Origin of the sequence: Nonomuraea sp. NPDC050547, assembly GCF_044457345.1 — a bacterium.
In the GTDB taxonomy this organism is placed as follows: domain Bacteria; phylum Actinomycetota; class Actinomycetes; order Streptosporangiales; family Streptosporangiaceae; genus Nonomuraea.
Genome location: NZ_JBITGW010000034.1, coordinates 8,008 through 31,034 on the forward strand (window position 1 = coordinate 8,008; position 23,027 = coordinate 31,034).

Sequence of the window (23,027 nt, forward strand, 5' to 3'; positions counted from 1 at the left end):
TTGGGGGCTTGGGGGCTTGGGGGCTTGGGGGCTTGGGGGCTTGGGGGCTTGGGGGCTTGGGGGCTTGGGGGCTTGGGGGCTTGGGGGCTTGGGGGTTGATGGGTCGGTTGGGTGGGGTTTGGGTGGGTTGGTGATACTTGGGTGGGTGACTCCTCCTCGCCTCGTGGCCACCGACCTTGACGGCACCCTCCTGGACTCCACCGGCTCCCTCACCCCCCGCACCCGAGCGGCCCTGCGCCTGGCCGAGCGGGCCGGTGCCGAGATCGTGTTCGTGACCGCCCGCCCGCCGCGCGGCGCGGAGCGGGTGGCGGCCGTGGCCGGGGTGGCGGGGACGGCGGTCTGCAGCAATGGCGCGATCGTCTACGACCTGGCCGGCCGTACCGTCACCGAACGCGTCGACCTCGACCCGGCCATCCTCCGCAAGATCATGGCGGCGCTGGCGGAGAGTGTGCCGGGCATCGTGTTCGCCGCGGAGACGGGGCACAACGTCCTGTGCGAACCCGGCTACTCCCGGCGTATCCCCGAAGAGCTTGACTTCTACCGCGACGTCCCCTCTGTCTGCGACGCGGGCGAGCCGGTGGCCAAGCTGCTGGCCTGGGCGGCCGGTCATCCGGTGGACGAGCTGGCGAGCCTGGCCGCGGCCGCGGTGCGGGACCAGGTCACCATCACCCACTCCGGCGGCCGGAGCCTGCTGGAGATCAGCGCCACCGGCGTCGACAAGGCGGCCGCCCTGGCCCGCGTGTGCAGGGCCCGCGGTGTGGACGCCGCCGACGTGGTGGCCTTCGGCGACATGCCGAACGACCTGGCCGTCCTCGCCTACGCCGGCCACGGCTACGCGATGGGCAACGCCCACCCCCTCCTCCTGGAATCGATCGAGCGCCGCACCCTGTCCAACGACGAGGACGGTGTCGCCGCCGTCCTGGAACGCCTGTACGGCTGAGCCCCGCGTACCCCATCTGTAGTACGGACGATCGCGACACCGGGCGGATGCCCGGCGGCGCGGGACCCGCGAGTCTGGTGGCCTCAGCCGAGATCGAAGGAGAACCCCGTGGTCACCCAGCAGGTCGTCAAGGAGCGCGGCGGGCTCAGGACCGCCTTCAAGGCCGCCATCGTGCTCAACGCTCTCGCGGTCCTGGCCCAGGGGGTCACGGCCGGCCAGCTGCTCAGCGGCGCCGGTACCGCCGCCCACGGCATGGGCGCGGGCGCCGTGCACGTCGCGGGGCTGCTGGTGGCGATCACCGGGGTACTCGCGTGGAAGCCGGGACGCGGCGCGGGCTGGCCGGCGCTGGTGGGGGTGGCGATCCTGCTGCTGGGGTTCGCGCAGTCGATGACCGGCGGGTCGGGGGCCACGGCGGTGCACGTGCCGCTGGCGCTGGCGATTTTCGGGCTCAGCGTGTGGCTGGCGGTATGGGCGTTCAGCCCTCGCATGTCGCGTATGTGAACAAGTACTGTCGGACTCGTGAGTGACGTGCGCGTGGTCGTGGGGCCGGGGGTCGTCGCCGATCCCACCCTTCTGTCGGAGGTCGCCGAGCGCGAGTTCGCGGCCTTGGGGGTGAAGGGGCACATCAGGTACGCCCGCACCGTCGGCGAACTGCGCCCCGACGGCGGCATCCCGGTGATCATCCCCGGACCGGATCCGGCGGCGCGGGCCCTCATGAGCGAGCCGGTGGGCCCGGTCGTCTGGCTGGACCTCACGCGCGACGACCGGGTGAGTCCCGGCAAGGACGCCCGCCACCTGCACGGACGCGGCGTGGACGGCCTGGCGTGGGCGATCAGGCACGCCGTGCACCGCACTCGCCACAGCGCCCGCCGCGTCCCCTACGGCCCCCACCCCGACCAGTGGGCCGACCTCTACCTCCCGCCCGCCGCCGTCGCGTCCTCCGGCGGGCTTGCGGTGATCGTGCTGGTGCACGGGGGCTACTGGCGTTCGATCTGGGCCGCCGACCTCATGGAGCCGCTCGCCGCCGACCTGGTCGGGCGCGGGTTCGCGGTGTGGAACCTGGAGTACCGCCGCCCCGACCTCCACGGCTGGCAGGCCACGACCGCGGACGTGGCGGCGGGCGTCGGCGCCCTGGCCGGCGCCGCGGAACCGGCCCTGGACCTGGGCCGGGTGGCGGTGGCCGGGCACTCCGCCGGCGCCCAGCTGGCACTGCGCGCGGCGGCCGACGGCGCGAGGGTGGCGCTGGCCGTCTCCCTGGCGGGCGTCCTGGACGTCGTGGAGGCCGGGCGCCGGTGGCTGAGCTCGGGCGCGGTGGCCTCCGCCCTGGGGCCGGACACCCAGGTGTACGGCCAGGCCAGCCCCCTGGCCAGGCTCCCCCTGAAGGTACGCCAGCTGGTGGTCCAAGGCTCGGGCGACGATCTGGACCTGGTCGACTTCAGCCGCCGCTATGCCAGAGCCGCCAAGGAGTCCGGCGACGACCTCACGTACCTGGAGATGTCCGGCGACCACTTCGCGGTGATCGACCCCGCCACCCCCATCTGGCGCACCACCGCCGTGGCCATGGCCAACGCACTCCGCTGAGACCGGGGCGTCAGGCGCGCATCTCGGAGGGCAGGGCGGTGTCGGCGTTCAGGAGTTCGACGCCCAGCAGTTCGCCCGACTCGCCGAAGTCGAGGACCACGTCGTCCGCGACCGCCTGCCGTACCGCCTCGCCCGGGGCGATCTCCCGCTTCATCGCGATGTAGGCCGCGTTGACCTCCTGGTCCAGCCTCAGGTAGACGGTCCTCGGGCCGGACGGTTCCTCGTCCCAGGACAGCAGGCCCTCGCGGCCCTCCGGCGAGTTGGCCACCGCCGTGCGCAGGACCCCGAGCACCATCTCCACGACCTTCACCGCGTCCGCCTCGGTGACCTTGCGCTCGTGTTCCCATCCGTCCAGGCCGTCGATCCGGTAGGGGCACGACCACTCCCCCGTCGGCTCCTCGTACGGCAGGCCGACCGTGATCGTCACCTCCCTGGGCGGCATGGTGCGCAGGGTGAGGGTCCGGCTGGCGATCTCGTACATGCCTGCGACCTACCCACGAGCGGGCCCCCGCATCCGGCCGGGGCCCTACCCCCCGACTCATACCGTGGTCGTCTATTCCGTTCTGCCCGCGCCACGAACCGGTTAGGCTGCGGCGCGTAAGGGGGGTCACTGTGATGGAAGAGACGTTCGGGGCGCGCCTGCGCTCCAGACTGGATAAATACGGACCTCTGTGCGTCGGCATCGACCCGAGCCCCGCGCAACTGCTCGCCTGGGGCCTGGACGACTCACCCGCGGGCCTGGAGAAGTTCAGCCGCACGGTCGTGGAGGAGATCTCCGACGTCGCGGCCGTGGTCAAGCCGCAGTCGGCCTTCTACGAGCGCTGGGGCAGCCGCGGGGTGGCGGTGCTGGAGCGCACGGTCCGCGACCTGCGCGCCGCAGGCCCGCTGGTCATCCTGGACGCGAAGCGGGGCGACGTGGAGTCCACCATGATCGCGTACGCCGAGGCGTATCTCGACCCCGGCAGCCCCCTGGCCGCCGACGCCCTGACGGTCAGCCCGTACCTGGGCCTGGCCTCCCTGGCCCCCGCGATCCGCCAGGCCCACACCAACGACGCCGGCCTGTTCATCCTGGCCCGCACCTCCAACCCGCAGGCCGAGCGGCTGCAGTCGCTCGTGGCCGGCCAGATCTTCGACGCGGTCTCCGGCCTGAACCAGGGCGCGACCCCGCTGGGCTCGATCGGCGTGGTGGTCGGCGCCACGGTCGCCGACCCCGGCTTCGACCTCTCCCGGCTGAACGGCCCCATCCTCGCACCGGGCCTGGGCGCCCAGGGCGCCTCTCCGTCCGACCTCGCGCGCCTGTTCGCCGGGGTACGGCAGGCCGTCATCCCCTCGGTGTCCCGCGCGGTGACCGAGAACCCGGCCCGCATCCGCGAGATCACCCTGCGCTACCGCGACGACTGCGCCCACCACCTGGCCTCCTGACGGGCTCCTCAGTCCTCCAGCGGAAACTGGATCGGGCTGATGAGGTAGCGGCGCCGTCCGGGCGCCGGCTCGTTCCCCAGGTGGGGAACCAGGGCGGCCCTCGGCAAGGGCCGCATCGAACTGGGCGGGCCACTCGCGGCCGCGCTGGCCGCCAAGGGCGTCGCCTCCTACCGCTACGACCGCCGCGGCGTCGGCGCGACCCCGGGCGACTGGCAGGCGACCGGCATCTACCAGCACCGCGCCGACGCCGCCGCGGCCCTGCGCCAGCTCGCCGAACTCCCGGAGATCGGCGCCGTCGGCGCCATCGGCTACAGCGAGGGCGCACTGCACGCCGCGGCGCTCGGCGCGCACGAAGGCGCCGCGGCCGTGGTGATGATCTCCGGCCACACCATGACCGGCGAGGAGACGCTCCTGTGGTTCGCCGGACTCAAGGACGCCGAGGGCCTGTCATGGCCGATGCGGCTCATCGCGCTGCTGCTCGGGCGGCGCACGATGCGCGGCGTGGCAGCGAAGCTGACGGCCAGGATCAAGGCCACGAAGGGCGACGTGGCGCGGCTCTACGGCTTCAAGGTCCCGGCGCGGTCGATGCGCGAGTTCCTCACCTACGACCCCAAGAAGGACCTCGCCGAGGTCCGCGTGCCCCTGCCGGCCGTCACGGGGGCCAAGGACGTGCAGGTCAGCCCCGACGACCTCGACGTACTCGCCTCGGTGGTCCCGGGCCCCGCCGAGGTCCGCCGCCTGCCCGACCTCACGCACCTGCTGCGCCGCGACCCCGGCCCCGCCTCACAGAGCACGTACGGCAGGCAGTACGCCAAGCCCGTGGACCCCGGCCTCGTCGAGGAGGTGTCGGCCTGGATCGCCGCCGGCCTCCCGACCCGCTCCCCCCGCCCCTGAAGGGATTCAGCCGCGCAGAAAGGCGTCGATCTCGGCACGGGCCGGCATCGAGGTACTGGCCCCTTCCCGCTGCACCGACAGAGCGGCCGCCGCCGACGCGAACCGCAACGCCTCGGCCGGAGCCAGCCCCTCCCCCCGGGCCACCGCCAGCGCACCCACGAACGTGTCCCCCGCCGCCGTGGTGTCCACCGCCTTCACCGGCACCGCCGCCACCCGCAGCCGCTCGCCCGAGCGCGAACCGTACAGCGCGCCGGCCGCCCCCAGCGTGATCACCGCCTCGGGCACCCGCTTCAGAAGCGCGTCGAGCGCCTCTTCCGCCCCGGAGGCGCCGGTGATGGCGGCGGCCTCGTGCTCGTTCGGGACGATCAGGGTGACGGCGTCCAGGAGCTCGTCCGGCAGCGGCCGCGCGGGCGCCGGGGTGAGGACGACCGGCGCGCCGGACACCTGAGCCGCCTGGGCGGCCCCGATCACCGCCTCCATGGGCAGTTCGAGCTGCAGCAGCAACGCCCGCGACCCGGCGATCACGGCAAGGTCGTCGCCCGAGGGCCCGCCGACGGCGCCGTTGGCGCCGGGAACCACGATGATCGAGTTGCCCCCGTCGTCGTCGACCACGATGTGCGCGATGCCGCTGGAGCCGGGCACCTGCCGCAGCCCCCTGACATCCACCCCGGCCTCGGCGAGCGTGGCCCGCATCTCGGCCCCGAACCCGTCGTCGCCCACCGCCCCCAGGAACGCCACCCGGCCACCCGCACGCGCCGCGGCGATGGCCTGGTTGGCCCCCTTACCACCGGGGACCGTACGAAAGGCGCGCCCGGTGACGGTCTCCCCGGTTTTGGGAGCCTGCGCCACATACGCGACCAGGTCCATGTTCGCACTACCGAAGACCGAGATCATGCCTTCATCATCTCCTGCGTTCGGCGGGCCAGCTCTGCCAGCCCCACTCCGTCGAAGCCGGTGAGGCTGGTGGACAGGCGGTCGCGCATGAGCCACTGCTCGGGTACCCGGCCGGCCAGCGCGCCGGCGATCGAGCCGACGGTGGCGCCGGCCGAGTCCGTGTCCCAGCCGCCGGCGACGGCCCCGGCGATGGCCCGGGTGAAGTCGCCACGGCTGTGGACCAGGGCGGCGGCGGTCAGGGCGGCGTTGTTGATCGTGTGCACCCAGTGCAGGCCGCCGTGGCGCTCGTACAGGCCGTCCACGACCTGCTCGAAGTCGCCGGCCGCGCGGGCCGACTCGACGGCCCGCCGTACCGCGTGATGCAGGCGGGAGCGCGCGGGCACGACGGACAGGCCCGTCTCCACGACGTCCTCGGCGTCCGCGCTCACCAGGGCGCGGGCGCACATGGCGGCGACGAACATCGCGCCGTAGAGCCCGTTGGCGGTGTGGGTCAGGCGGGCGTCGCGGTAGGCGTGGATCGCGGCCATCGCCGGGTCGCCCGGATTCACCCATCCGTAGACGTCGGCCCTGATGAAGGCGCCGATCCACTCGCGGAACGGGTTGCGGTGGGCGGCGGTGTCCGGTGGTTCCAGGCCGTCGAGCAGGTTGCGGTAGGCGACGCGTTCGGCGGTGAAGGTACGGCCGGCGGGCAGCTCGTCCAGCCACAGCTTGGCGACATCGTCGGTGGTGAACCCGTGGCCGTGCCGTTCCAGGACGGTGAGCGCGAGCAGCGGGTAGTTGAGGTCGTCGTCCTCGGGGACGCCGTCGATGTTCTCGGCCAGCGAGTTGACGGCGCTGCGCCGGTTCCACGGCCACCGCCCGGCCACCTCGGCGGGCAGGCCCTTCGCGGTGAACCAGCCCCGGATCGGCCAGTTCCCGGTGGCCTCGGCGATCTCCCTGATGCCCGCGCGCGGGATCTTCTCCACCGGCTTGCCGAGCACGCACCCGGCGGCCCGTCCCTGCCAGGCGGCCAGCAGGCGCGCCGGGTCGGGTTCGGCGGGCCGCGGTGCGGGCCAGGCGGGGCAGGCGGCGATGATGTCGGTCAGCTCGCCGGGCTCCTCCAGCGGCGAGGTGAGCGCGGCGAGCTGGTCCATCAGGTCGCCGGCCAGCCCGCGCAGCCGCGCCGCCCGAGGCTCGGAGGCGCCGGCGCGCGGCGGGGCGTCGTGCCCGCCCGCCGCGTGCCACTCACCGGTGATGCGGGTGAGCTGGGCGGGGTGGGCGGCGGCCCGCCCGTCCTCCTCCGCCTGCCGGAGCTCGTGCCCGATCAGGTCCTCCGGCTGTACCCAGGTGAGGCGGATCATTCGCCCGCCAGCTCGGCGAAGGCGTCCTCGTGGGCGCGCCTGCGGGCCAGGTCGGCGGTGTGGATGCCGGTGGCGACCCGGGCGATCGCCCGGCCCGGCGTCACGATGTCGGTACGGCTGGCCGTGCCGACCGCCTCGACCCACGCGGCGGGGACGCCGTCGAGCCCGCCGAGCGCGCCCGCGATCGCCCCGCCCATGGAGGCGATCGAGTCGGCGTCGCGCCCGTAGTTCACTCCGCCGAGCACGGTCTCCCTGAAGTCGCCCTTGGCGATCACCAGGAAGGCCAGCGCCAGCGGCAGCTCCTCGATGCTGTGCACCCGGCTCGGCCGGCGCGCCCCGAGTCCCTGGTCGCGGTAGGTGTCGGCGACGGTGTCGTAGGGCCGCATGGCGGCGCGCAGCTTCTCGAACGAGCCGTCCCAGTGCCCGAGATCCACCGCGGCGCCGCACACGGCCTCGATGGCGGCGCGGGTGCCGTCCTTGGCCAGGCGGATCGAGGTGGCGATCACGCTGTCCACGGTGGCGCCCGGCCGCATGGCCTCGGCGACCGCGGCGGCCATGACGCCGGCCGCCTCGCGGCCGTAGCTGGACTGGTGGGCGCCGGTCAGGTCGATCGCCTCGGCGTAGGCGGCGTCCGGGTCGCCGGCGTTGACGACGCCGACCGGGGCGACGTACATGGCGGCGCCGCAGTTCACGATGTTGCCCACACCGGCCTCGCGCGGGTCGGCGTGGCCGTAGTGCAGGCGGGCCACGATCCACTTCTCGGCCAGGAAGATCCGCTGCAGCGGCAGCGCCTCGGCCTCCAGCTCGGGGATCCACACGCGCTCGCCCATCAGCTCCGGCACGAAGTGCTCGGCCATCGCGTACGCGTCGAGGTGGCGGCCGGCCTTCTCGTACACGCGGATCAGCGCGTGCGTCATCAGGGTGTCGTCGGTGATGTGGCCGTCGCCCTTGTGGTACGGGGCGATCGGGCGGGCGTTGCGCCAGTCCTCGTTGTACGGCGGCACGATGCCCTCGACCGGCCCGCCGTACCGTGTGGTGATCTGCTCGGGAGTCCAGCCTTCCGTGGCGCCGCCCAGAGCGTCACCCACCGCGGCCCCCGCCACGCAGCCAGTGGCTTTGTCCTCAAGCGGCGTCATGTCAGTCCTTCCGTGAGTTCCAGGAGATCCCTGCCCGCCAGTTCTGGCAAGCAGCAACCGGCGAGCGTGCGAACCGGCGCGATCCACCCCTCCGGGATCGCGCCGTACCCCCCGCACGCGCCGGTGATCGCGCCCGCGAGCGCGGGCGCGGAGTCCGCGGTGGCGGCCAGGCACGCCGCCGCGGACACGGCCGGTCCAACGGCGCCGCCCGACGCCTCGGCCAGCGCGAGCGCGATCGGCACGGTCTGCGCCGCACCGACCGCGTAGCTGTAGACGTGGTCGAGCAGCGCCGCGTCCAGCGCGGGCACGGCGCCGAACGCCTCGCCCGCCTTCCTGCCCGCCTGTACGGCCAGCCGCGCGTTGTACCCGATCGCGGTGTCCTCCGGCAGGACGGCCAGCGCCGCCTCGACCGCCTCCGCGACCGGCGCGCCGCCGACGGCGGCCTCGATCGCCGCCGCGACCGCCTGGGCGCCGAGAACGCCGTCACCGGCGTTGGTCACCCGGGCGTCCTCGGCCGGGTCGAGCCCGGCCGCGCCGAAGGCCACCGCCCTGATCGCGGCGGCGTCGTCGAAGAAGTGCGGGTTGTCGTGGCCGCTGGCGGGCGGTTCGACGCCCTTGGCCAGGTTGTCCAGCGCGCTCGCCACCGAGATCCGGGCCCGGACGTCGTCCCGGCCGGCCAGTTCGCGAAACGCCTCGGCCCGCGGGCGGCGCAGCGTGAGAACGGTCCACGCCAGCCATTCGGCGTCGTCCGACGGGCCGAGCGCCAGCGGCGCGGTCGGCTGGTTCAGCGCGAACGGCACCGGCAGCGTCGTGATCCGGTGCTCCTCGGCGAAGAGGTCGAGCTCGCGGTGCAGCCGCCTGCTCCACGGCGCGTGCAGCGCCGACCTGTGGCGCGCGGCGGGCCACCCGGCGGCGTCCCCCACGGCGAGCCCGATGAAGGCTCCCCTGATCCTGTCCCCCGACATCGATGTTCAGCGTCCTTTCGCCAGTTCGTCGGCGACGTCAAGCACGTGTCTGCCCTTCACGACGGGCAGGCATTTCCCGGTGGCGGGCCCGATGCGCTCGGCCCATCGCCTGGGCACGCCCGCCTCGCCCTGGAAGGCGCCGGACATGGCGCCGGCGATGGCGCCGATCGTGTCGGCGTCCCTGCCCAGGCCGACGCCGAACGTCACCGAGGCCTCGACGTCGCCCTCGCCGGCCAGGAACGCGGCCAGCGCCAGGGCGACGGCCTCCGGGGCGACGTCGGTCCAGGGGTAGTGCCGGACCACGACGGCTTCGTGCAGCCGGGGACCGAGGTCGCCGGCCGTACCGGACAGGTCGCCCAGCACGTCGCGAACCCGCACGATCGCGCGCGCCGTCCACGAGTCGGCGGGGATCACCGCGAGCGCGGCGTCCGCGACCTCCCGCGGCCGCGCGCCCGCCATCGCCGCGGCCACCGCGCCGGCGACCGCGCGGCCGCCGAGTATGCCCTCGCCGTCGCCGCTCACCAGCCCGTCCTGCTCGACCAGCCGCGCCGCCTCGGCGGGATCTCCCGGGCAGAAGATCCCGTACGGCGCCGCCCGCATGGCCAGCCCGTCCGACCAGCCGTGCGCGTGCACGCGGCCGGTCAGCGGCGGTTCGAGCCCGCGCCGCAGCGCCTGCACCGTTCCCAGCTCGGAGAACCCCGCCCCGCGCATCGGCCCGGTCACCAGCGGGATGATCTCGGAGCGGTAGGCGGCGGCCACGTCGGCCGGGGTGAGCGCGTGCCCGTGGCGCAGCAGCAGGGATGCGGCGAAGACGGCGTACTCGGTGTCGTCGGTGCCGCCGCCCTCGATCTCCGTGAGGCGGCCCCACCGGGCGGTGATCTGCTCGGGGGTCATGTTCTCCGCAGGGGCCCCGAGGGCGTCCCCGGCCGCGAGGCCGAGCAGACACCCGCGGGCCCTGTCGCGATGGTTCACTTCTGGTACCGCTCCAGCACGGAGTTGCCGTCGGTGACCAGCTTGTTCACCGCCTCGTCGAGGCTGATCTTGTTGGCGAAGTACTGCTGGAGCACCGGCGTGGCCACCTTGCTCTTCCACTCGTCGAAGCCCTTCACCTTGAGGAAGGGCGCCACCACGAGGCTCTTGCCGGACGCGGTCGCCACGTCCCAGCCGTTCTCCTTCGTGGTCATGGACGGGTCGGCGGCGGCGGCCTGCGAGGTGGGCAGCAGCCAGTCGCCCTTGGCGAGCTTGGCCTGGTTCTTGCCGTTGAGGAAGAACGAGATGAACTTCAGCGCCGCGTCCGGGTTCTTGCTGTCCTGGGCGACCGAGAGCGTCTGGGAGACGGCGCCCTGCTCGGTCGTGGTGCCCTTCGGGCCGGGAAGCGTCACCCACTCGAAGCCTTCCGGCGCCTGCTCGACGACCTGCTGGCGCAGGTAGACGCCGACCGGCAGCAGCGCGAACTTGCCCTTGTAGAAGGCCGGGAGCGGGTCGGCGGTGCCCTGCCCGAGCGCCGCCGGGTCGGCCGACTTGTCCTTCCAGAGCTGGTCGTGGATGCGCTGGAGCACCTCGCGCTCCTCGGGGCCGACCTTGACGGTGGTCTTGCCGTCGGCTCCGGTCTCGAAGAACTTGCCGCCGAAGTTGAGCGCCAGGTTCAGCGTCTTGTTGACCGGGGACTTCATCGGCCAGGCGACGCCGAAGTTGCCGCCCTTGGTCATCTTCTTGGCCGCCTCGGAGAACTCCTCCCACGTCCACGGGCTGTCCGCGGTGGGGATGCGCACCTTGGCCTCGTCGAGGAGCTTCTTGTTGGCGATGATGACCTGCGACTCCTGCAGGAACGGCACGCCGTACACGCCCTGGTTGCCCTTGCCGTCGTCGAACGTCGTGGTGTCCCACGAGGCCTGCGGGATGTCGCTCTTCAGCTCGGCCGGGATCTTGTCCTTGAGGTCGAGCAGGTAGCCGTCGGCGGCGAAGCCCGACAGCGCCGGGGAGTCGTTGTGGATGACGTCGGGGGCGGTGCCGCCGGCGAACTGGGTCACGAGCTGGTCGTTGACGTTGTCCCAGCTGCCCTGGACGTAGGTGACCTGGATGGTGGGGTTGGCCTTGTTCCACTCCTCGACGAGTTCCTTGTTCGCCGCGAGGGACTCCTTCTGCCAGGCGAGGCTGAGGAAGTTCAGCTTGACCGGCTCGCCGGGCTTGGCCGCCTCGCCCTTGTCGCCGCTGCCGCCGCTTCCGCAGCCGGCCGCGGCCACAGCGACGAGCGCCGCTGCCGCCAGAGCGGACTTGATTCGCATATGAGCCTCCTAGCCCTTGACGGCGCCGGCCATCAGGCCGGACCTCAATCGCCGCTGAATGATTGCGAAGAAGATCAGGCTCGGGATCGTCGCCATGAGCGACGCCGCGGCCAGCGGTCCGAGCCTGGCCACCCCCTCCGGGCCGGTGAAGCGCACCAGCGTCAGCGGAAGGGTCATCACGTCGGGGTCCTGAAGGATCACGAGCGCGAACAGAAACTCGTTCCATGAGGAGATGAACGAGAAGAGCAAGGTCGCCACCACACCGGGGGCGAGCAGCGGGGCGACGACGCTGACCAGCGCGCGCAGGCGGCCGGCGCCGTCCACGGACGCGGCCTCCTCCAGCTCCGGAGGCACCGCCCGCACGTATCCCTGGAGCATCCACAGCGCGAACGGCAGCGTGAACGTCACGTGCACGACCACCAGGCCGGGCAGCGTGTTCACCAGCTCCAGCTCACGCAGCACCATGAACAGCGGGATGATGATCAGGATGAACGGGAAGACCTGACTGACCAGCACCCACCCGATCGCCACCCGGTTGACCAGGCTGCGGTAGCGGGCCATGGCGTACGCCGCGGGCAGCGAGATCAGCACGGTGATGAAGCTGCTGAAGACCGCGACGACCAGGCTGCGCAGGGCGGCGCCGGTCAGGTCCTGCTCGCCGAAGGCGTCGGAGAAGTTGGTCAGCGTCGGCTCGCGCGGGATCCACGTGGGGTCCAGCTGGGCCATCTCCTGCGGCGTCTTCAGCGCCGTCGACAGCAGCCAGACCAGCGGGAAGGCCAGGAAGACGATGTAGGCGAGCAGGGCCGCGTAGCTCGGCAGGCGCTTCACTTGGCCTCCTTCATCTGACGCCACAGGTACAGGCCGAGCACCGCGAGCACGACGATCGCGAACGCGACGCCGAGCATGGAGGCGTAGCCGAAGAAGCGGTAGCGGAACGCCTCCTCGTAGGCGAACAGCATCGGCAGCCTTGTCTGACCGCCCGGTCCACCGGCCGTGAGCACGTAGACCAGGCCGAACTGGTTGATGTTCCACACGAAGTCGAGCGAGGTGATGGCCACGATGACCGGGCGCAGCTGCGGGAGCGTGATGTTCCAGAAGCGCCGCCAGCGGCCGGCGCCGTCGACCTCGACCGCCTCGTACAGCTCCTTCGGCACGCTCTGCAGGCCCGCCAGCAGCACCACCGTCGTCTGCGGCATGCCCGTCCAGACGCCGACCACGATGATCGCGGGCAGCGCGAGCGAGAAGTCGGCCAGCCAGTTGACGTCCGTGCCGAGCATGCTGTTGAGGATTCCGGCGTCGGGGTGGTAGACGAGCTTCCACATGAGGCCGATGACCACGGGCGGCATCGCCCAGGGCACCACGGCCAGCACCCTGGCCACGCCCCTGAACCTGAGGTTCTGGTTGAGCAGCAGCGCCAGGCCGAGCGCGGCCAGGAACTGCAGCACCGTCACCGACACCGACCAGATCAGGCCGATCTTGAACGAGGACCAGAAGTCGGCGTCGCCGAACAGTTCGTAAACGTTTTCCAGACCGGTAAAGCTGATGTCCCGGTTCCTGGTGGCGCGGGCGTCGGTGAAGGCCAGGCCCACGCCGTACAGCAGCGGTCCCACGCTGAACAGCAGGACCGGCACCAGCGCCGGCAACATCAGCACCCACATCTCGCGGTTGCGGCGCGTGCCGCCACCGCCGCGCCGCGAGCGCGGTCGGGGTGGCGCCGGTCTGGTCGCGGTCGCCGTCATCCGGCGCCTCCCTCGTGTGCCGAGCTCTTGTCGCCGGGAACCGCCCCCGCCAGGGCTCCCGGTGGTTGGGTCGTGAGGTCGTACGGCGTATTGGTCGTGAGGTCGTACGGCAGCGCGGGCTCCTCACCCGAGGTCGAGGCGCGCACCACGAGGCGCGGCGGCACCGTCACCAGGCGCGGCTCGCGGTCGCCGCGCTGCAGCCGGTCGAGCAGCAGTTCGACGGCGGCCTTGCCACGTTCGGCCGAGCCCAGCGAGACGCTGGTCAGCGACGGGTAGGAGGCGGCGGCCAGTTCGGTGTCGTCCATGCCGACCACGGCCACGTCCTCGGGCACCCGCCGCCCCACGGCGCGCAGCACGTCGAGCGCGCCGAGCGCGATGAGGTCGTTGGCGCACATGAGCGCGTCGAGGTCGGGCCGCCGGGCCAGCAGCGCGGCCACCGCCCGCGCGCCGTCCGCCCGGTAGAAGTCGCCGATCTCGACCAGCCCTTCGTCGTACGGCAGGCCGAGCTCCTCCAGCGCCTCCGTGTACGCGGCCCCGCGGGACGCGCCGGGCACGGTGTCGAGAGGCCCGTTGACCAGCGCGATCCGGCGGCGGCCGAGCGCGTGCAGGTGGTCGAGCGCGAGCCGGACGCCGGTGCGCGAGTCGGCGCGTACGTTGTCGACCCGGGTGCCGTCCGGAGCCGAACCGATGATCACGACGGGGGCGCGGGCGGCCTTGAGCGTCTCCAGGTGCGCGTCCGTGACGCGCAGGGGGCTCATGATGAGGCCGTCGACGTAGCGCTCGCCGAGGCTGTGCAGCACGTCGATCTCGTCGGCGGCGATGGCGTCGGTGGAGTGGAGTACGAGCCGGTAGCCGGCCGCCTTGAGCACCGGCTGGATCTGGCGGACCATGGCCAGGTAGACCGGGTTGCCGATGTCGGCCATGGCGAAGGCGACCTGGTTGGTGCGCCGCGACTTGAGGCTGCGGGCCACGGCGTTGCGCACGTACCCGAGTTCCTCGGCGGCGGCCAGGACCTTGCGGATGGTTTCCTGGCGGGTCGGCAGGCCGTTCAGGACCCGCGAGACGGAGGCGATCGAGACGCCCGCACGCTCGGCGATCGTGTTGATCGTGGGTCCGTCGGCCAAGGCTTTCCTTCCATGGGGGTAAACGGTGACAGAAAGCCATCTGTAAACGTTTACTGAGTTGGCCTCATGAAACCCGTCCGTAACCTTGGGGTCAAGTCACGATAGAATAACACCAGGTCATCCCCTATTTGACCCTTTGTCACCCCACCAGTAGCCCAACCCGACTTTCCGTAACCCACCCGCACCACCACCGCAACCACCCGACGTCCGCCACCCTCCGGGCACAGGGGCACGCCTCGGAGCACAGGACGGGCACGCACAGGCCCTCGGCCACCTGACCACGCCCTTGGGCGCCGGTGCGGCGGGAGGTGGCACGGACGCGACCGGCGCAACGCGCGCCGAGCCCGGCCACCCAAGCGCCACTACCCAGGCGCCATCACCCAGGTGTGGAGGCTAGTCGCGGGCGGGGACGGGGGTGGGGGTGGGGCGGGTGGTGAGGGCTCGGATGGAGGGGCTGCCGGCCAAGGCGACCACCGCCGCCAACGCCGCCGGGATCACCAGCGCCACCGGCAAGGAAGACGCCTCGGCCACGAACCCCAGCACCGCTGGCCCGATCAGCAACCCCGAGTAACCAAAGGCGGTGACCAGCGACAACGCCTTGCCCACCGGCCCACCCGCGGCCCCCACCGCGCTGAAGATGACCGGTACCACGGTGGCCAGCCCGACGCCCGCCAGCGCCCACCCGGTCCACGCGACCACCACCTGCGCCACACCCTCGACGAGGGGCGCGCAGAGCACGAGCACGTACCCGCACGTGGCCAGCACGCCTGCCAGCCGAATGGTCAGCACAGATCCCAGCCGCGCCCGGATCGGGTCGCCCAGCAGTCGCACCGTCGTCATCGCCACCGCGAAGATCGTGTAGGCCAGCGGCGCGGCGGCCGGGTCCGTGCCCAGGATCCAGCGGGCGTGCAGGGCGGCCCAGTCGATGGCCGCGCCCTCGCTCAGGTGTCCGGCGAACGCCGCAAGCCCCAGCAGCGCGATCAGTCCCCACCGCAGCCCGACCGCCTTGCCGGGGGCGGGGGCCGTACCACCCTCGGGGGAGGCGGGCGGCGCGGACGGCAGCAGCCGCATCACGGCGGGCAGGTACAGGAAGGGCACGATCAGGGCGGTGGCCACCAGCAGCGCCTGCCCGCTCACACCCAGCTTCAGCACCAGCGACGTGATCAGGCCGGCCGCCGCGCCGCCCAGGCTCCAGGTGCCGTGGAAGGCGGAGATGATCGGCCGGCCGTACACGCGCTCGACCTCGACGGAGTGGGCGTTGATGCCGACCTCGACCACCCCGATCCCGATGCCGAACACCACGGCCGCCACCGCCAGCAGGCCGTACGACGGCGCCACGGCGGGGGCGAGCAGGGCCAGCGCCGACAGCGGGCCGGCGAACCAGCACACCCGCCGGCTCGTCCACCGGTCGACCACGGGGCCGGCGACCAGCATCGACACCAGCGCCCCCAGGGAGATCAGCAGGAGCGCGGTGCCCAGCTTCGCCGGTCCCAGGTCGAGCCGGTCGTTGAGCGAGGGCAGCCCGGCCGCCCACACGCCCACCACGAGCCCGCTGAGAAAGAAGAGTCCGAACACACCCTGCCGCGCACGCCTCGCCACCATTTTGTTCACGGCTAGAGCATAATAAGAACGAGGAGGCCGCCACAATGACGAGATGCGAACCGTGACCGGGGCCACAACCAGCGTCGAGCTGCGTGAGCACAACAGGGCGCGGCTGCTGCGCGCGGTGCACGACTGCGGCGCGAGCCGTACCCGATCACAGCTCACCAAGGACCTCGACCTCGCCCGCGGCACCGCGTCGGTCCTGGTCACCCGCCTGAGCGAGGACGCGCTCCTGCATGAGGAACCCTCCGCCGAGCACGGCCGCGGCCGTCCCACCCAGATCCCGGGACCGCACCCGTGCGGCCCCGTCGCCCTCGCCGCCGACCTGCGCGAGGACGGGTGGGAGATCGCCGCGGGCGAGCTCGGCGGCCGGATCACGCCGCTCGCCGCGCGCCCGCACGACGGCACGCCGGAGGGCGCGTTCGGTCCTCTCGCGGCGGCGCTGCGCACCCATTTCCGGCGGTACGGCTCCCGCGCCGTCGGCATCGGCCTGGCCGTCCCGGGACCGGTGCGCGACGACCGCCTCGTCGACGTCTCCCACCTGGGCTGGCGCGCCGTGGACGCGGCGGCCGGGCTGGAGTCCGGCATCCCCGCGGGCATCGGGCCGCACGTGGGCAACGACACGGCGTTCGCGGCGCTGGCCGAGGCGCGCAGGGGGCGGATGGCGGGGGTTCGGGTGGGATTGCACCTGCACGTGGACTTCGACCTCGGCGGCGTGCTGGTGGTCGGCGGACGGCCGCTGGGCGGGGCGACGGGTGTCGGGGCGGAGTTCGGGCACATGCCGCTGACCGGGCGTACCGATCCGTGCCCGTGCGGGGCCCGGGGGTGCTGGGCCATGGAGGTGGGGGCCAACGCGCTGCTGCGCCACCTGGGCCTGGCCGCGGGCGGCGGCAGGGGGCGCGACCAGGCGCAGGCCATCCTGGCCAGGTCGGCGAAGGGCGATCCCGAGGCGGCCGCGGCGGTCGACGCGGGCGCGCGCGCCCTTGGCCGCGGCGTCGCCGCCCTGGTCAACGCGCACGACCCGGAGATCGTCACCCTGTCCGGCCTCGGCGTCGACCTGTTCACGCAGGGACGGGCGGCGCTGTCGGAGGCGTACCTGGCCGGGCTGATGAGGATCCGGGCCGAGCGGCCGCCCGAGCTGACGCCGTCGGAGCTGGGGTGGAGCGGGGCGCTGGTGGGGGCGATGGAGTCGGTGTTCGACGCGTTCCTGACCCCGGAGGGTCTCAGAACCTGGCGCCCCCGAGAACGGCCATGAGGGCTTCCTGGTCGGCGAAGGGGGCGAAGTGGCCGCCGGGCAGGTACGTCGCCTCCACGCGCGGCAGGCGGGCGGCCAGGGATCGGGCCAGCGACACCGGGACCTTGTGGTCGTCCACGCCGTGGATCAGGCACACCGGGGTCTTCACCTCCTCCACGACGACGTCCCAGGGGCGCAGGTGCCGGAGCAGGTCGCCGGCCATGGCGTCGCCGCCCTGCCTGCCGCTCTCGTTGGCGTCGGACAGGAAGGCGGCCTGGGCCGTACCGGCTCGGGCGCGGAAGACCTCCAGGTCGGCGGCGGGAAGGGCACGTTCGATGCGCGGGATGACGCTCGCGTCGGCCGACGCCATCGCGCGGGCGGACACGGCGCACAGGCGGCGCAGCAGCCAGGGCGCGCGGCGGGCCAGCCGCCAGTAGAAGGCGTCGGCCTTGGCCGCGGGCGACCACCTTTCAGCCGGTACGGGGGCCATACCCGACAGCAGCGCCACCCCCGTCACCAGGTCGGGCCGGGTTGCGGCCAGGCGCAGGGCGGCCGAGGCGCCCATGGAGACGCCGGCCACCACCACCGGGCCCACCTCCTCGGCCCGTGCCGCCACCTGCGCGGTCCACCGCTCCGGGGGCATCGGCGGCGTGCCGCCGTAGCCGGGCCGGTCCGGCGCGAGCACCCGGATCCCCTCCCGGACCAGCCGTTCGCCCGACAGCGTCCACCCCGCGGCCCACCGCGACGAGGCGTACCCGTGCACGAACACCACGGGCCGGCCGGCCGGATCGCCGAACTCCGCCCACCCGAGCCCGTTCACGAGCGTCCCTCCGCGACCGGCGCGGGCCAGTGGGAGACGGTCTCGATGGCCCATTCGGCCCAGGACACCATGGCCTCCAGCCGCCGCACGCCCGCCTCCACCCCCAGCAGGGCCGCCCGGTCCTGCGCGAGCCGCAGGTCGAGCCCGTTGCGCAGGGCGCGCAGCCCGCGCAGCCTCGCCCGGTGGTACTCCAGTTCCTCACGCAGGAAGTCCGCCGCCTCCCGCGGCGAGACCACCCACAGCGCGAACGAGCGCAGCACGGTCTCGTTGCGCTGCGCGTGGTCGGCCGAGGTGGTCACGAGCCATTCCCGCAGTGCCCGCGTCCCCTCCTCGGTGATCTCGTACGGCCGCCGCCCCCGCGACCCCTCGGCCTGCTCCCTGATGAGCCCCTCGGCGGCCAGCCGCTTCAGCTCCGGGTAGACCTGTGTCGGCTTGGCGTGCCAGACGAACGTGAGGACGCCGTCGAATTCCTGCCCGATGTCGTACCCGCTCCGTGGCGCTCCGGCGATGAGCGTCAGCAGGGCCATCCGCAATGACATGTAGCGACAATACTAAAAAATTTCACTGTGGGAAATGAGCGTCACCTGCCGCGACACGCCCGAGATCCGCGATGTGATGAAAACCACCGACAAGGGATGAACCACACTTCCGAACTGGTGCTCGATGATCTTGCGTGGAGGTCGGCGCGAGCCGTACACATGGATCTGGAGATTTCGGGACCTGGGGAGAGTCGCGTGAACCTGGAGATCGCATTACGCATGTGCGAGGCGGCGTTGAAGCAGGCGGGGCGGGAAGGGGCCCGGGTGTCGGTCGCGGTGGTCGACGCGGGCGGGAACCTGGTGACGTTTCAGCGCATGGAAGGCGCTGAGATCGCAGGTCCCGTGCTTGCGCCCGGGAAGGCGTACACCTCGGTCGCCCATCGCATGTCCACCGCTGAGCTCGCCCCGCTGACGGCGCCGGGAGGGGAGCTTTTCGGGCTGGCGGGTGACCGATTCATCTGTTTCGGAGGTGGCATACCCCTCTGGGCGGACTACGGTGAGGAAGAACGCGTGGTCGGCGGGATAGGGGTCAGCGGAGGGACGGTCGCGCAGGACGTGGCATGCGCCGAAGCCGCCGCCGAAGTCTGGCGGACGGGCTGAGCGGCCACTTTCCGCAACACGAACCCCTGGTATCCGCCATGATTAGCCACTGCACTACGGGTAACAGTCCGTAAATCCCCGAGGAGAGAAATCCGATGGCACTTCCTACCCTTACCCCTGAGCAGCGCAAGGCAGCGCTGGAGAAGGCAGCGGAGGCTCGCGCCGCCCGCACCGCCCTGCTCGCCAAGGTCAAGGCCGGTGAGCTGTCGTTCGCTCAGCTGCTGGAGCGCGACGACGACATCGCCAAGAAGATCAAGGTCTCCCAGGCCCTTCGCGCGGTCAAGGGCGTCGGCCCGGCCAAGGCGACGGCGCTGATGGAGGAGGCGGGCGTCGACGAGAAGCGCCGCCTCGGCGGCCTGGGCGCCCAGCAGCGCAAGAAGCTGGTCGACGCGCTCGGCTAGACAGCCGAGCCGCCAGGGTCCGCGCGCACTGCCGCGCGGACCGGCCGGCGCCTCGCGCCCGCCTGGTGCGGGCGCGCAGAATCCCCTGTGCGCGTACGGCGGGCGGCCCGCACCCCCCGCCACCCCTCCACAGGCGAACCCCACGCCACGCGTCAGGAACGCAGATAGGCCAGGACGGCGAGAACCCGGCGATGCTGGTCACCGTCCTCGGCGTAGAGCCCGAGCTTGGCGAAGATGCTGCGGATGTGCTTCTCCACCGCGCCGTCGCTGATCACGAGCTGCCGCCCGATCGCCGGGTTCGACTTGCCCTCGGCCATCAGCCCGAGCACCTCCCGCTCGCGCGGGGTCAGCTGGGCGAGAGGGTCGTCCCTTCGCCTGCGCACCATCAACTGGGACACCACCTGCGGATCGAACACCGTGCCACCCGCGGCGACCCGCCGCAGGCCCTCGAGGAACTCGTCCACGTCGACGACCCGGTCCTTGAGCAGGTAGCCCACCGCGCCCCGGGCGTCGGCGAGCAGGTCGTCGGCGTAGGAGACCTCCACGTACTGGGAGAGGATCAGCACCGGCGCCCCAGGCACCCGGCGCCGCGCCTCGACGGCGGCGCGCAGCCCCTCGTCGGTGAAGGACGGCGGCATCCGCACGTCCACCACCGACACGTCCGGCCGGTGCTCGGCGACGGCCTCGACGAGCGCGTCACCGTCGCCCACCGTCGCCACCACCTCGAAGCCGAACTCCTCCAGGAGCCTGACCAGGCCCGCCCTGATCAGCACCGCGTCATCGGCGACCACTACCCGCACGGAACCTCCGCCACGATCAATGTCGGCCCGCCGTCAGGTGACTGCACCGTCAGCTCGCCGTCCACGGCGCGCAGCCGGTCGGCCAGTCCGGCGAGACCGTGTCCCTTGGCGACGTGTGCGCCGCCGACACCATCATCGCCGATGATCAGCATGAGCGTGTCACCGGTCTTGACCAGCTGGATCGTGCAGCTCTGCGCCCGGCTGTGCTTGGCGACGTTCGTGAGCGTCTCCGCGCAGACGAAGTAGATCGCGTTCTCGACGGCGGCCTGGTAGCGCTCGACTGTCTGCACGTCGAGGTCGACCGGGACCGTGCACCGCCCGGCCAGGGCGGCGAGCGCGGGCGCGAGGCCGCGGTCGGACAGGATGGGCGGGGCGATGCCGCGCGAGAGGGCGCGCAGCTCGTCGAGGGTCTCGCGGGTGGCGCTGATGGCCTCCTTGATGGTGACCTGGGCCGCCTCGGGGTCCTTCTGCATCTGCCGCTGCGCCCGTGACAGCTCCATCGCGAGCGAGACCAGGCGCTGCTGCGGCCCGTCGTGGATGTCGCGCTCCAGCTTGCGCAGCGCGTTCGCCTCCGCGGACACGGCGGCGGAGCGGGACTCCGACAGGTCCGTGATGCGCTCCTGCAGTTCGGCGACGCCGGTCAGCAGCACGCGCCCGAGCGCGGCGCGCAGCAGCGCGGCGCCCCGGGTGACGAACGGCAGCAGGACCACGCCGATCAGGCCCAGGCCGACGTGGAAGAGGACGTTGACCCCGTAGCCGTCGCCGAATCCGAGCAGCTCGGGCAGTTCCTGGTTGCCGGGGATGCGCGAGGTGAAGATCCCGTAGATCGGATACGTCAGTCCCATGATCGGGATGGCCCAGAACACGATCGTGATCACGAACGACGCGATCGCGACCGGGAAGTTCAGGATGCCGTGCAGCAGGTCGAGCCACGACTGCCCGGCCGTCAGCGGGTTGACCAGGCGGCGCAGGCGGCCCGCGCCCGGAGGGGCCGGCTTGTAGCGGGGGCGGACCGGCGGGCGGCCCAGCACGTCCGACAGCCAGCCGCGCTCGCCCTCCGCGAAGGCGCGGGCCAGCATCAGCGTGCCCGCCAGGATCGGCAGCCCGATCCACACCACCGCGGTGCCCACGCCCGCGGCGAGACCGGCCACCATCAGCACGAACGTGATGGCGGCTGTCGGGAAGCCGACCAGGGTGTAGCGCGAGTCCAGGAGGACTCGTCTCATCAGGGAGCGCATGCCGTCAACGCTACGGCCCCGTCCCCGCTGAGACGACCGGGTACGCCCGCCTTTGGGGGTAGGGCCAGCACTACCGAGCCTGGTGGTGGGATCTTGACCCGAAGAGGGAGGCGGGCGTCACTGTGCCGCGGCCGCCTGGCCGGAAGCCTTGGTTCATCGCGTTTTCCACCGAATGATCCACCGAATCGAGGCCCCCATGACCGTCCTGCTCGACCACCCACCCAGGCGGGTCGTCCAGGCGCCCGCACGCCGCGACACCTTCATCGACCTGCTGCGGGTCTTCGGCATGGCGCTCGTGGTGCTGCAGCACTGGACGATCCCGGTGCTCAGCTACGACGGCGGCCGGCTCACCACCGGCAACGCGCTGGCCACCCCGGGGGTCTGGGTGGTCACGTGGATCAGCCAGGTGATGCCGCTGGTGTTCTTCGCCGGCGGGGCGGCCAACGCCATCAGCTTCGGCCGCGCCCACGCCGGCGCGCCGCAGTGGCTGAACGTACGGCTGCGCCGCCTGGCCTGGCCGCTGCTGCCGCTGGCGGCGGTGTGGATTCCGCTGCCGCAGATGCTGGCCGCGATGGGGGTGCCCGCTCAGCCGCTGGAGACAGGGGCGCGGCTGACCGGGCAGCTCCTGTGGTTCCTGGCCGTCTACCTGATCGCGGTCACCATCACGCCGCTCATGATGAAGGCGCACGAGCGGTTCGGCTGGCGGGTCGTGGCGGTGCTGGCCGCGGGGGCGGTCGTGAGCGACGTGGTCCGGTTCTCCTCGGGGGTGGAGGCGCTCGGCTACGCCAACGTCGTGTTCGTCTGGATCGCCGTGCACCAGCTCGGCTTCTTCTACGCCGAGGGACGGCTGCGCGGGCCGGCGCTGATGGCGGCCGCCGGATTCGGGGCGGCGGCGCTGCTGGTGGCCTTCGGCCCGTACCCGGGCAGCATGATCGGGATGCCGGGCGCCGCGGTGTCGAACATGGCGCCGCCCACGCTCGCCATGCTGGCGGTCTCGTTCGGGCAGATCGGGCTGGCGATGCTGCTGCGCCCGTGGCTGGTGCGACTGCGTACCGGGAAGGTGCTGGCCTGGGCGGGGCCGCGGATCATGACCGTGTACCTGTGGCACATGCCGGCGTTGTTCGCCGTGACCGGGGTGGTCGTGGTGGTGCTGGGCGTCGACACGCCGGCTCCGGGCAGCTTCGGCTGGCTGGCGGGGTGGCCGATCTGGTTCGGGCTGCTGACGCTGGTGATGTGGCCGCTGGTGCGGTGCTTCGCCCGCTTCGAGGAGCCGCCGGCGCTGCCGTACGGCAAGCCGTCGTGGTCCGCCTCGGGCCCGGCCGCGGCGCTGATCGGCGTCGGACTCGTCCTGCTCATGGTGTACGGCTTCGCCCCCGGCATCGCGCCGGTCCTGGGCACGGTGGCGATCCTCGGCGGCCTGCTCCTCACCGGGCCGCGTGCCAGGTGGTGAGGCGTTCTCGGGCACAATCGGGC

At 72.6% G+C, this 23,027-nt stretch carries 24 protein-coding genes; 9 read left to right on the forward strand and 15 right to left on the reverse strand.

The window, feature by feature from the left end; genetic code table 11:
- The first annotated feature begins 145 nt into the window (after positions 1-145).
- From ACIBHY_RS51990 to ACIBHY_RS52000, 3 genes are all read left to right on the forward strand, one after another.
- Entirely contained in the window at positions 146-940 is a 795-nt protein-coding gene (locus tag ACIBHY_RS51990; RefSeq protein WP_397310720.1) for a Cof-type HAD-IIB family hydrolase, read from the forward strand.
- A gap of 108 nt (positions 941-1,048) precedes the next feature.
- Complete coding sequence (locus ACIBHY_RS51995) at positions 1,049-1,441, forward strand: hypothetical protein (protein WP_397310721.1); 393 nt, start codon at positions 1,049-1,051, stop codon at positions 1,439-1,441.
- Positions 1,442-1,459: 18 nt separating this feature from the next.
- A complete protein-coding gene (locus ACIBHY_RS52000; RefSeq protein WP_397243591.1) occupies positions 1,460-2,521 on the forward strand; it encodes an alpha/beta hydrolase in 1,062 nt (353 codons plus the stop codon).
- 10 nt (positions 2,522-2,531) lie between these two features.
- On the opposite strand, the gene ACIBHY_RS52005 is transcribed toward ACIBHY_RS52000, so the two are convergent.
- On the reverse strand, positions 2,532-3,002 hold the full coding sequence (locus ACIBHY_RS52005; RefSeq protein ID WP_397310722.1) for a DUF2283 domain-containing protein: 471 nt from the start codon (positions 3,000-3,002) through the stop codon (positions 2,532-2,534).
- 134 nt (positions 3,003-3,136) lie between these two features.
- On the opposite strand from ACIBHY_RS52005, the gene pyrF reads away from it, so the two are divergent.
- Both pyrF and ACIBHY_RS52015 read left to right on the forward strand, forming a co-directional pair.
- Complete coding sequence (gene pyrF / locus ACIBHY_RS52010; protein WP_397243587.1) at positions 3,137-3,943, forward strand: orotidine-5'-phosphate decarboxylase; 807 nt, start codon at positions 3,137-3,139, stop codon at positions 3,941-3,943.
- A 120-nt stretch (positions 3,944-4,063) separates the two neighbouring features.
- The gene (locus ACIBHY_RS52015) at positions 4,064-4,837 is read left to right on the forward strand and encodes an alpha/beta fold hydrolase (protein ID WP_397310753.1); all 774 of its coding nucleotides are present in this window, start codon (positions 4,064-4,066) and stop codon (positions 4,835-4,837) included.
- A 6-nt stretch (positions 4,838-4,843) separates the two neighbouring features.
- On the opposite strand, the gene rbsK is transcribed toward ACIBHY_RS52015, so the two are convergent.
- The 10 genes from rbsK to ACIBHY_RS52065 all read right to left on the reverse strand — a co-directional run bounded on the left by rbsK (position 4,844) and on the right by ACIBHY_RS52065 (position 15,922).
- Entirely contained in the window at positions 4,844-5,731 is an 888-nt protein-coding gene (gene rbsK, locus ACIBHY_RS52020) for a ribokinase (protein WP_397243585.1), read from the reverse strand.
- Positions 5,728-7,071, reverse strand: a complete 1,344-nt coding sequence (locus ACIBHY_RS52025) for an ADP-ribosylglycohydrolase family protein (RefSeq protein WP_397310723.1) — start codon at positions 7,069-7,071, stop codon at positions 5,728-5,730. The genes rbsK and ACIBHY_RS52025 overlap by 4 nt, the downstream gene beginning before the upstream one ends.
- Positions 7,068-8,207, reverse strand: coding sequence for an ADP-ribosylglycohydrolase family protein (locus ACIBHY_RS52030; RefSeq protein WP_397310724.1), 1,140 nt, complete (start codon positions 8,205-8,207; stop codon positions 7,068-7,070). The genes ACIBHY_RS52025 and ACIBHY_RS52030 overlap by 4 nt, the downstream gene beginning before the upstream one ends.
- Positions 8,204-9,172 (reverse strand): ADP-ribosylglycohydrolase family protein, encoded by a 969-nt coding sequence (locus tag ACIBHY_RS52035; protein ID WP_397310725.1) that lies wholly within the window; start codon positions 9,170-9,172, stop codon positions 8,204-8,206. The genes ACIBHY_RS52030 and ACIBHY_RS52035 overlap by 4 nt, the downstream gene beginning before the upstream one ends.
- Positions 9,173-9,178: 6 nt before the next feature.
- Complete coding sequence (locus ACIBHY_RS52040; protein ID WP_397243577.1) at positions 9,179-10,144, reverse strand: ADP-ribosylglycohydrolase family protein; 966 nt, start codon at positions 10,142-10,144, stop codon at positions 9,179-9,181.
- On the reverse strand, positions 10,141-11,457 hold the full coding sequence (locus tag ACIBHY_RS52045; RefSeq protein ID WP_397310726.1) for an ABC transporter substrate-binding protein: 1,317 nt from the start codon (positions 11,455-11,457) through the stop codon (positions 10,141-10,143). Before ACIBHY_RS52045 ends, ACIBHY_RS52040 begins: the two co-directional genes overlap by 4 nt.
- 9 nt (positions 11,458-11,466) lie before the next feature.
- Positions 11,467-12,285, reverse strand: coding sequence for a carbohydrate ABC transporter permease (locus ACIBHY_RS52050; RefSeq protein ID WP_379617157.1), 819 nt, complete (start codon positions 12,283-12,285; stop codon positions 11,467-11,469).
- On the reverse strand, positions 12,282-13,196 hold the full coding sequence (locus ACIBHY_RS52055) for a carbohydrate ABC transporter permease (protein WP_397310727.1): 915 nt from the start codon (positions 13,194-13,196) through the stop codon (positions 12,282-12,284). The genes ACIBHY_RS52050 and ACIBHY_RS52055 overlap by 4 nt, the downstream gene beginning before the upstream one ends.
- On the reverse strand, positions 13,193-14,320 hold the full coding sequence (locus ACIBHY_RS52060) for a LacI family DNA-binding transcriptional regulator (RefSeq protein WP_397310728.1): 1,128 nt from the start codon (positions 14,318-14,320) through the stop codon (positions 13,193-13,195). Before ACIBHY_RS52060 ends, ACIBHY_RS52055 begins: the two co-directional genes overlap by 4 nt.
- Positions 14,321-14,713: 393 nt before the next feature.
- Entirely contained in the window at positions 14,714-15,922 is a 1,209-nt protein-coding gene (locus ACIBHY_RS52065) for an MFS transporter (RefSeq protein WP_397243799.1), read from the reverse strand.
- Positions 15,923-15,974: 52 nt separating this feature from the next.
- Here ACIBHY_RS52065 and ACIBHY_RS52070 point away from each other — a divergent pair, with 52 nt between their 5' ends.
- Positions 15,975-17,177: an ROK family protein gene (locus ACIBHY_RS52070; protein WP_397310729.1), complete on the forward strand. Its 1,203-nt coding sequence runs from the start codon at positions 15,975-15,977 to the stop codon at positions 17,175-17,177.
- On the opposite strand, the gene ACIBHY_RS52075 is transcribed toward ACIBHY_RS52070, so the two are convergent.
- Positions 17,146-17,976, reverse strand: a complete 831-nt coding sequence (locus tag ACIBHY_RS52075) for an alpha/beta fold hydrolase (protein WP_397310730.1) — start codon at positions 17,974-17,976, stop codon at positions 17,146-17,148. The genes ACIBHY_RS52070 and ACIBHY_RS52075 overlap by 32 nt on opposite strands.
- A complete protein-coding gene (locus ACIBHY_RS52080; protein WP_379639352.1) occupies positions 17,973-18,515 on the reverse strand; it encodes a PadR family transcriptional regulator in 543 nt (180 codons plus the stop codon). Before ACIBHY_RS52080 ends, ACIBHY_RS52075 begins: the two co-directional genes overlap by 4 nt.
- A gap of 195 nt (positions 18,516-18,710) precedes the next feature.
- Between ACIBHY_RS52080 and ACIBHY_RS52085 the strand changes: the two genes are divergently transcribed.
- Together ACIBHY_RS52085 and mihF are read left to right on the forward strand one after the other, a co-directional pair.
- Positions 18,711-19,115 carry a heme-binding protein gene (locus ACIBHY_RS52085; protein WP_184962963.1) on the forward strand — a complete coding sequence of 135 codons (405 nt, stop codon included), beginning with the start codon at positions 18,711-18,713 and terminating at the stop codon, positions 19,113-19,115.
- A 95-nt stretch (positions 19,116-19,210) separates the two neighbouring features.
- Positions 19,211-19,516 (forward strand): integration host factor, actinobacterial type, encoded by a 306-nt coding sequence (gene mihF / locus ACIBHY_RS52090; RefSeq protein ID WP_184962109.1) that lies wholly within the window; start codon positions 19,211-19,213, stop codon positions 19,514-19,516.
- Between the two features lie 152 nt (positions 19,517-19,668).
- Here mihF and ACIBHY_RS52095 read toward each other — a convergent pair whose 3' ends face one another.
- On the reverse strand, positions 19,669-20,316 hold the full coding sequence (locus tag ACIBHY_RS52095) for a response regulator transcription factor (RefSeq protein WP_184962111.1): 648 nt from the start codon (positions 20,314-20,316) through the stop codon (positions 19,669-19,671).
- A complete protein-coding gene (locus ACIBHY_RS52100; RefSeq protein WP_397243564.1) occupies positions 20,307-21,554 on the reverse strand; it encodes a sensor histidine kinase in 1,248 nt (415 codons plus the stop codon). Before ACIBHY_RS52100 ends, ACIBHY_RS52095 begins: the two co-directional genes overlap by 10 nt.
- Before the next feature lie 196 nt (positions 21,555-21,750).
- Between ACIBHY_RS52100 and ACIBHY_RS52105 the strand changes: the two genes are divergently transcribed.
- Positions 21,751-23,004 (forward strand): acyltransferase, encoded by a 1,254-nt coding sequence (locus ACIBHY_RS52105; protein ID WP_397310731.1) that lies wholly within the window; start codon positions 21,751-21,753, stop codon positions 23,002-23,004.
- Positions 23,005-23,027 lie beyond the last annotated feature (23 nt).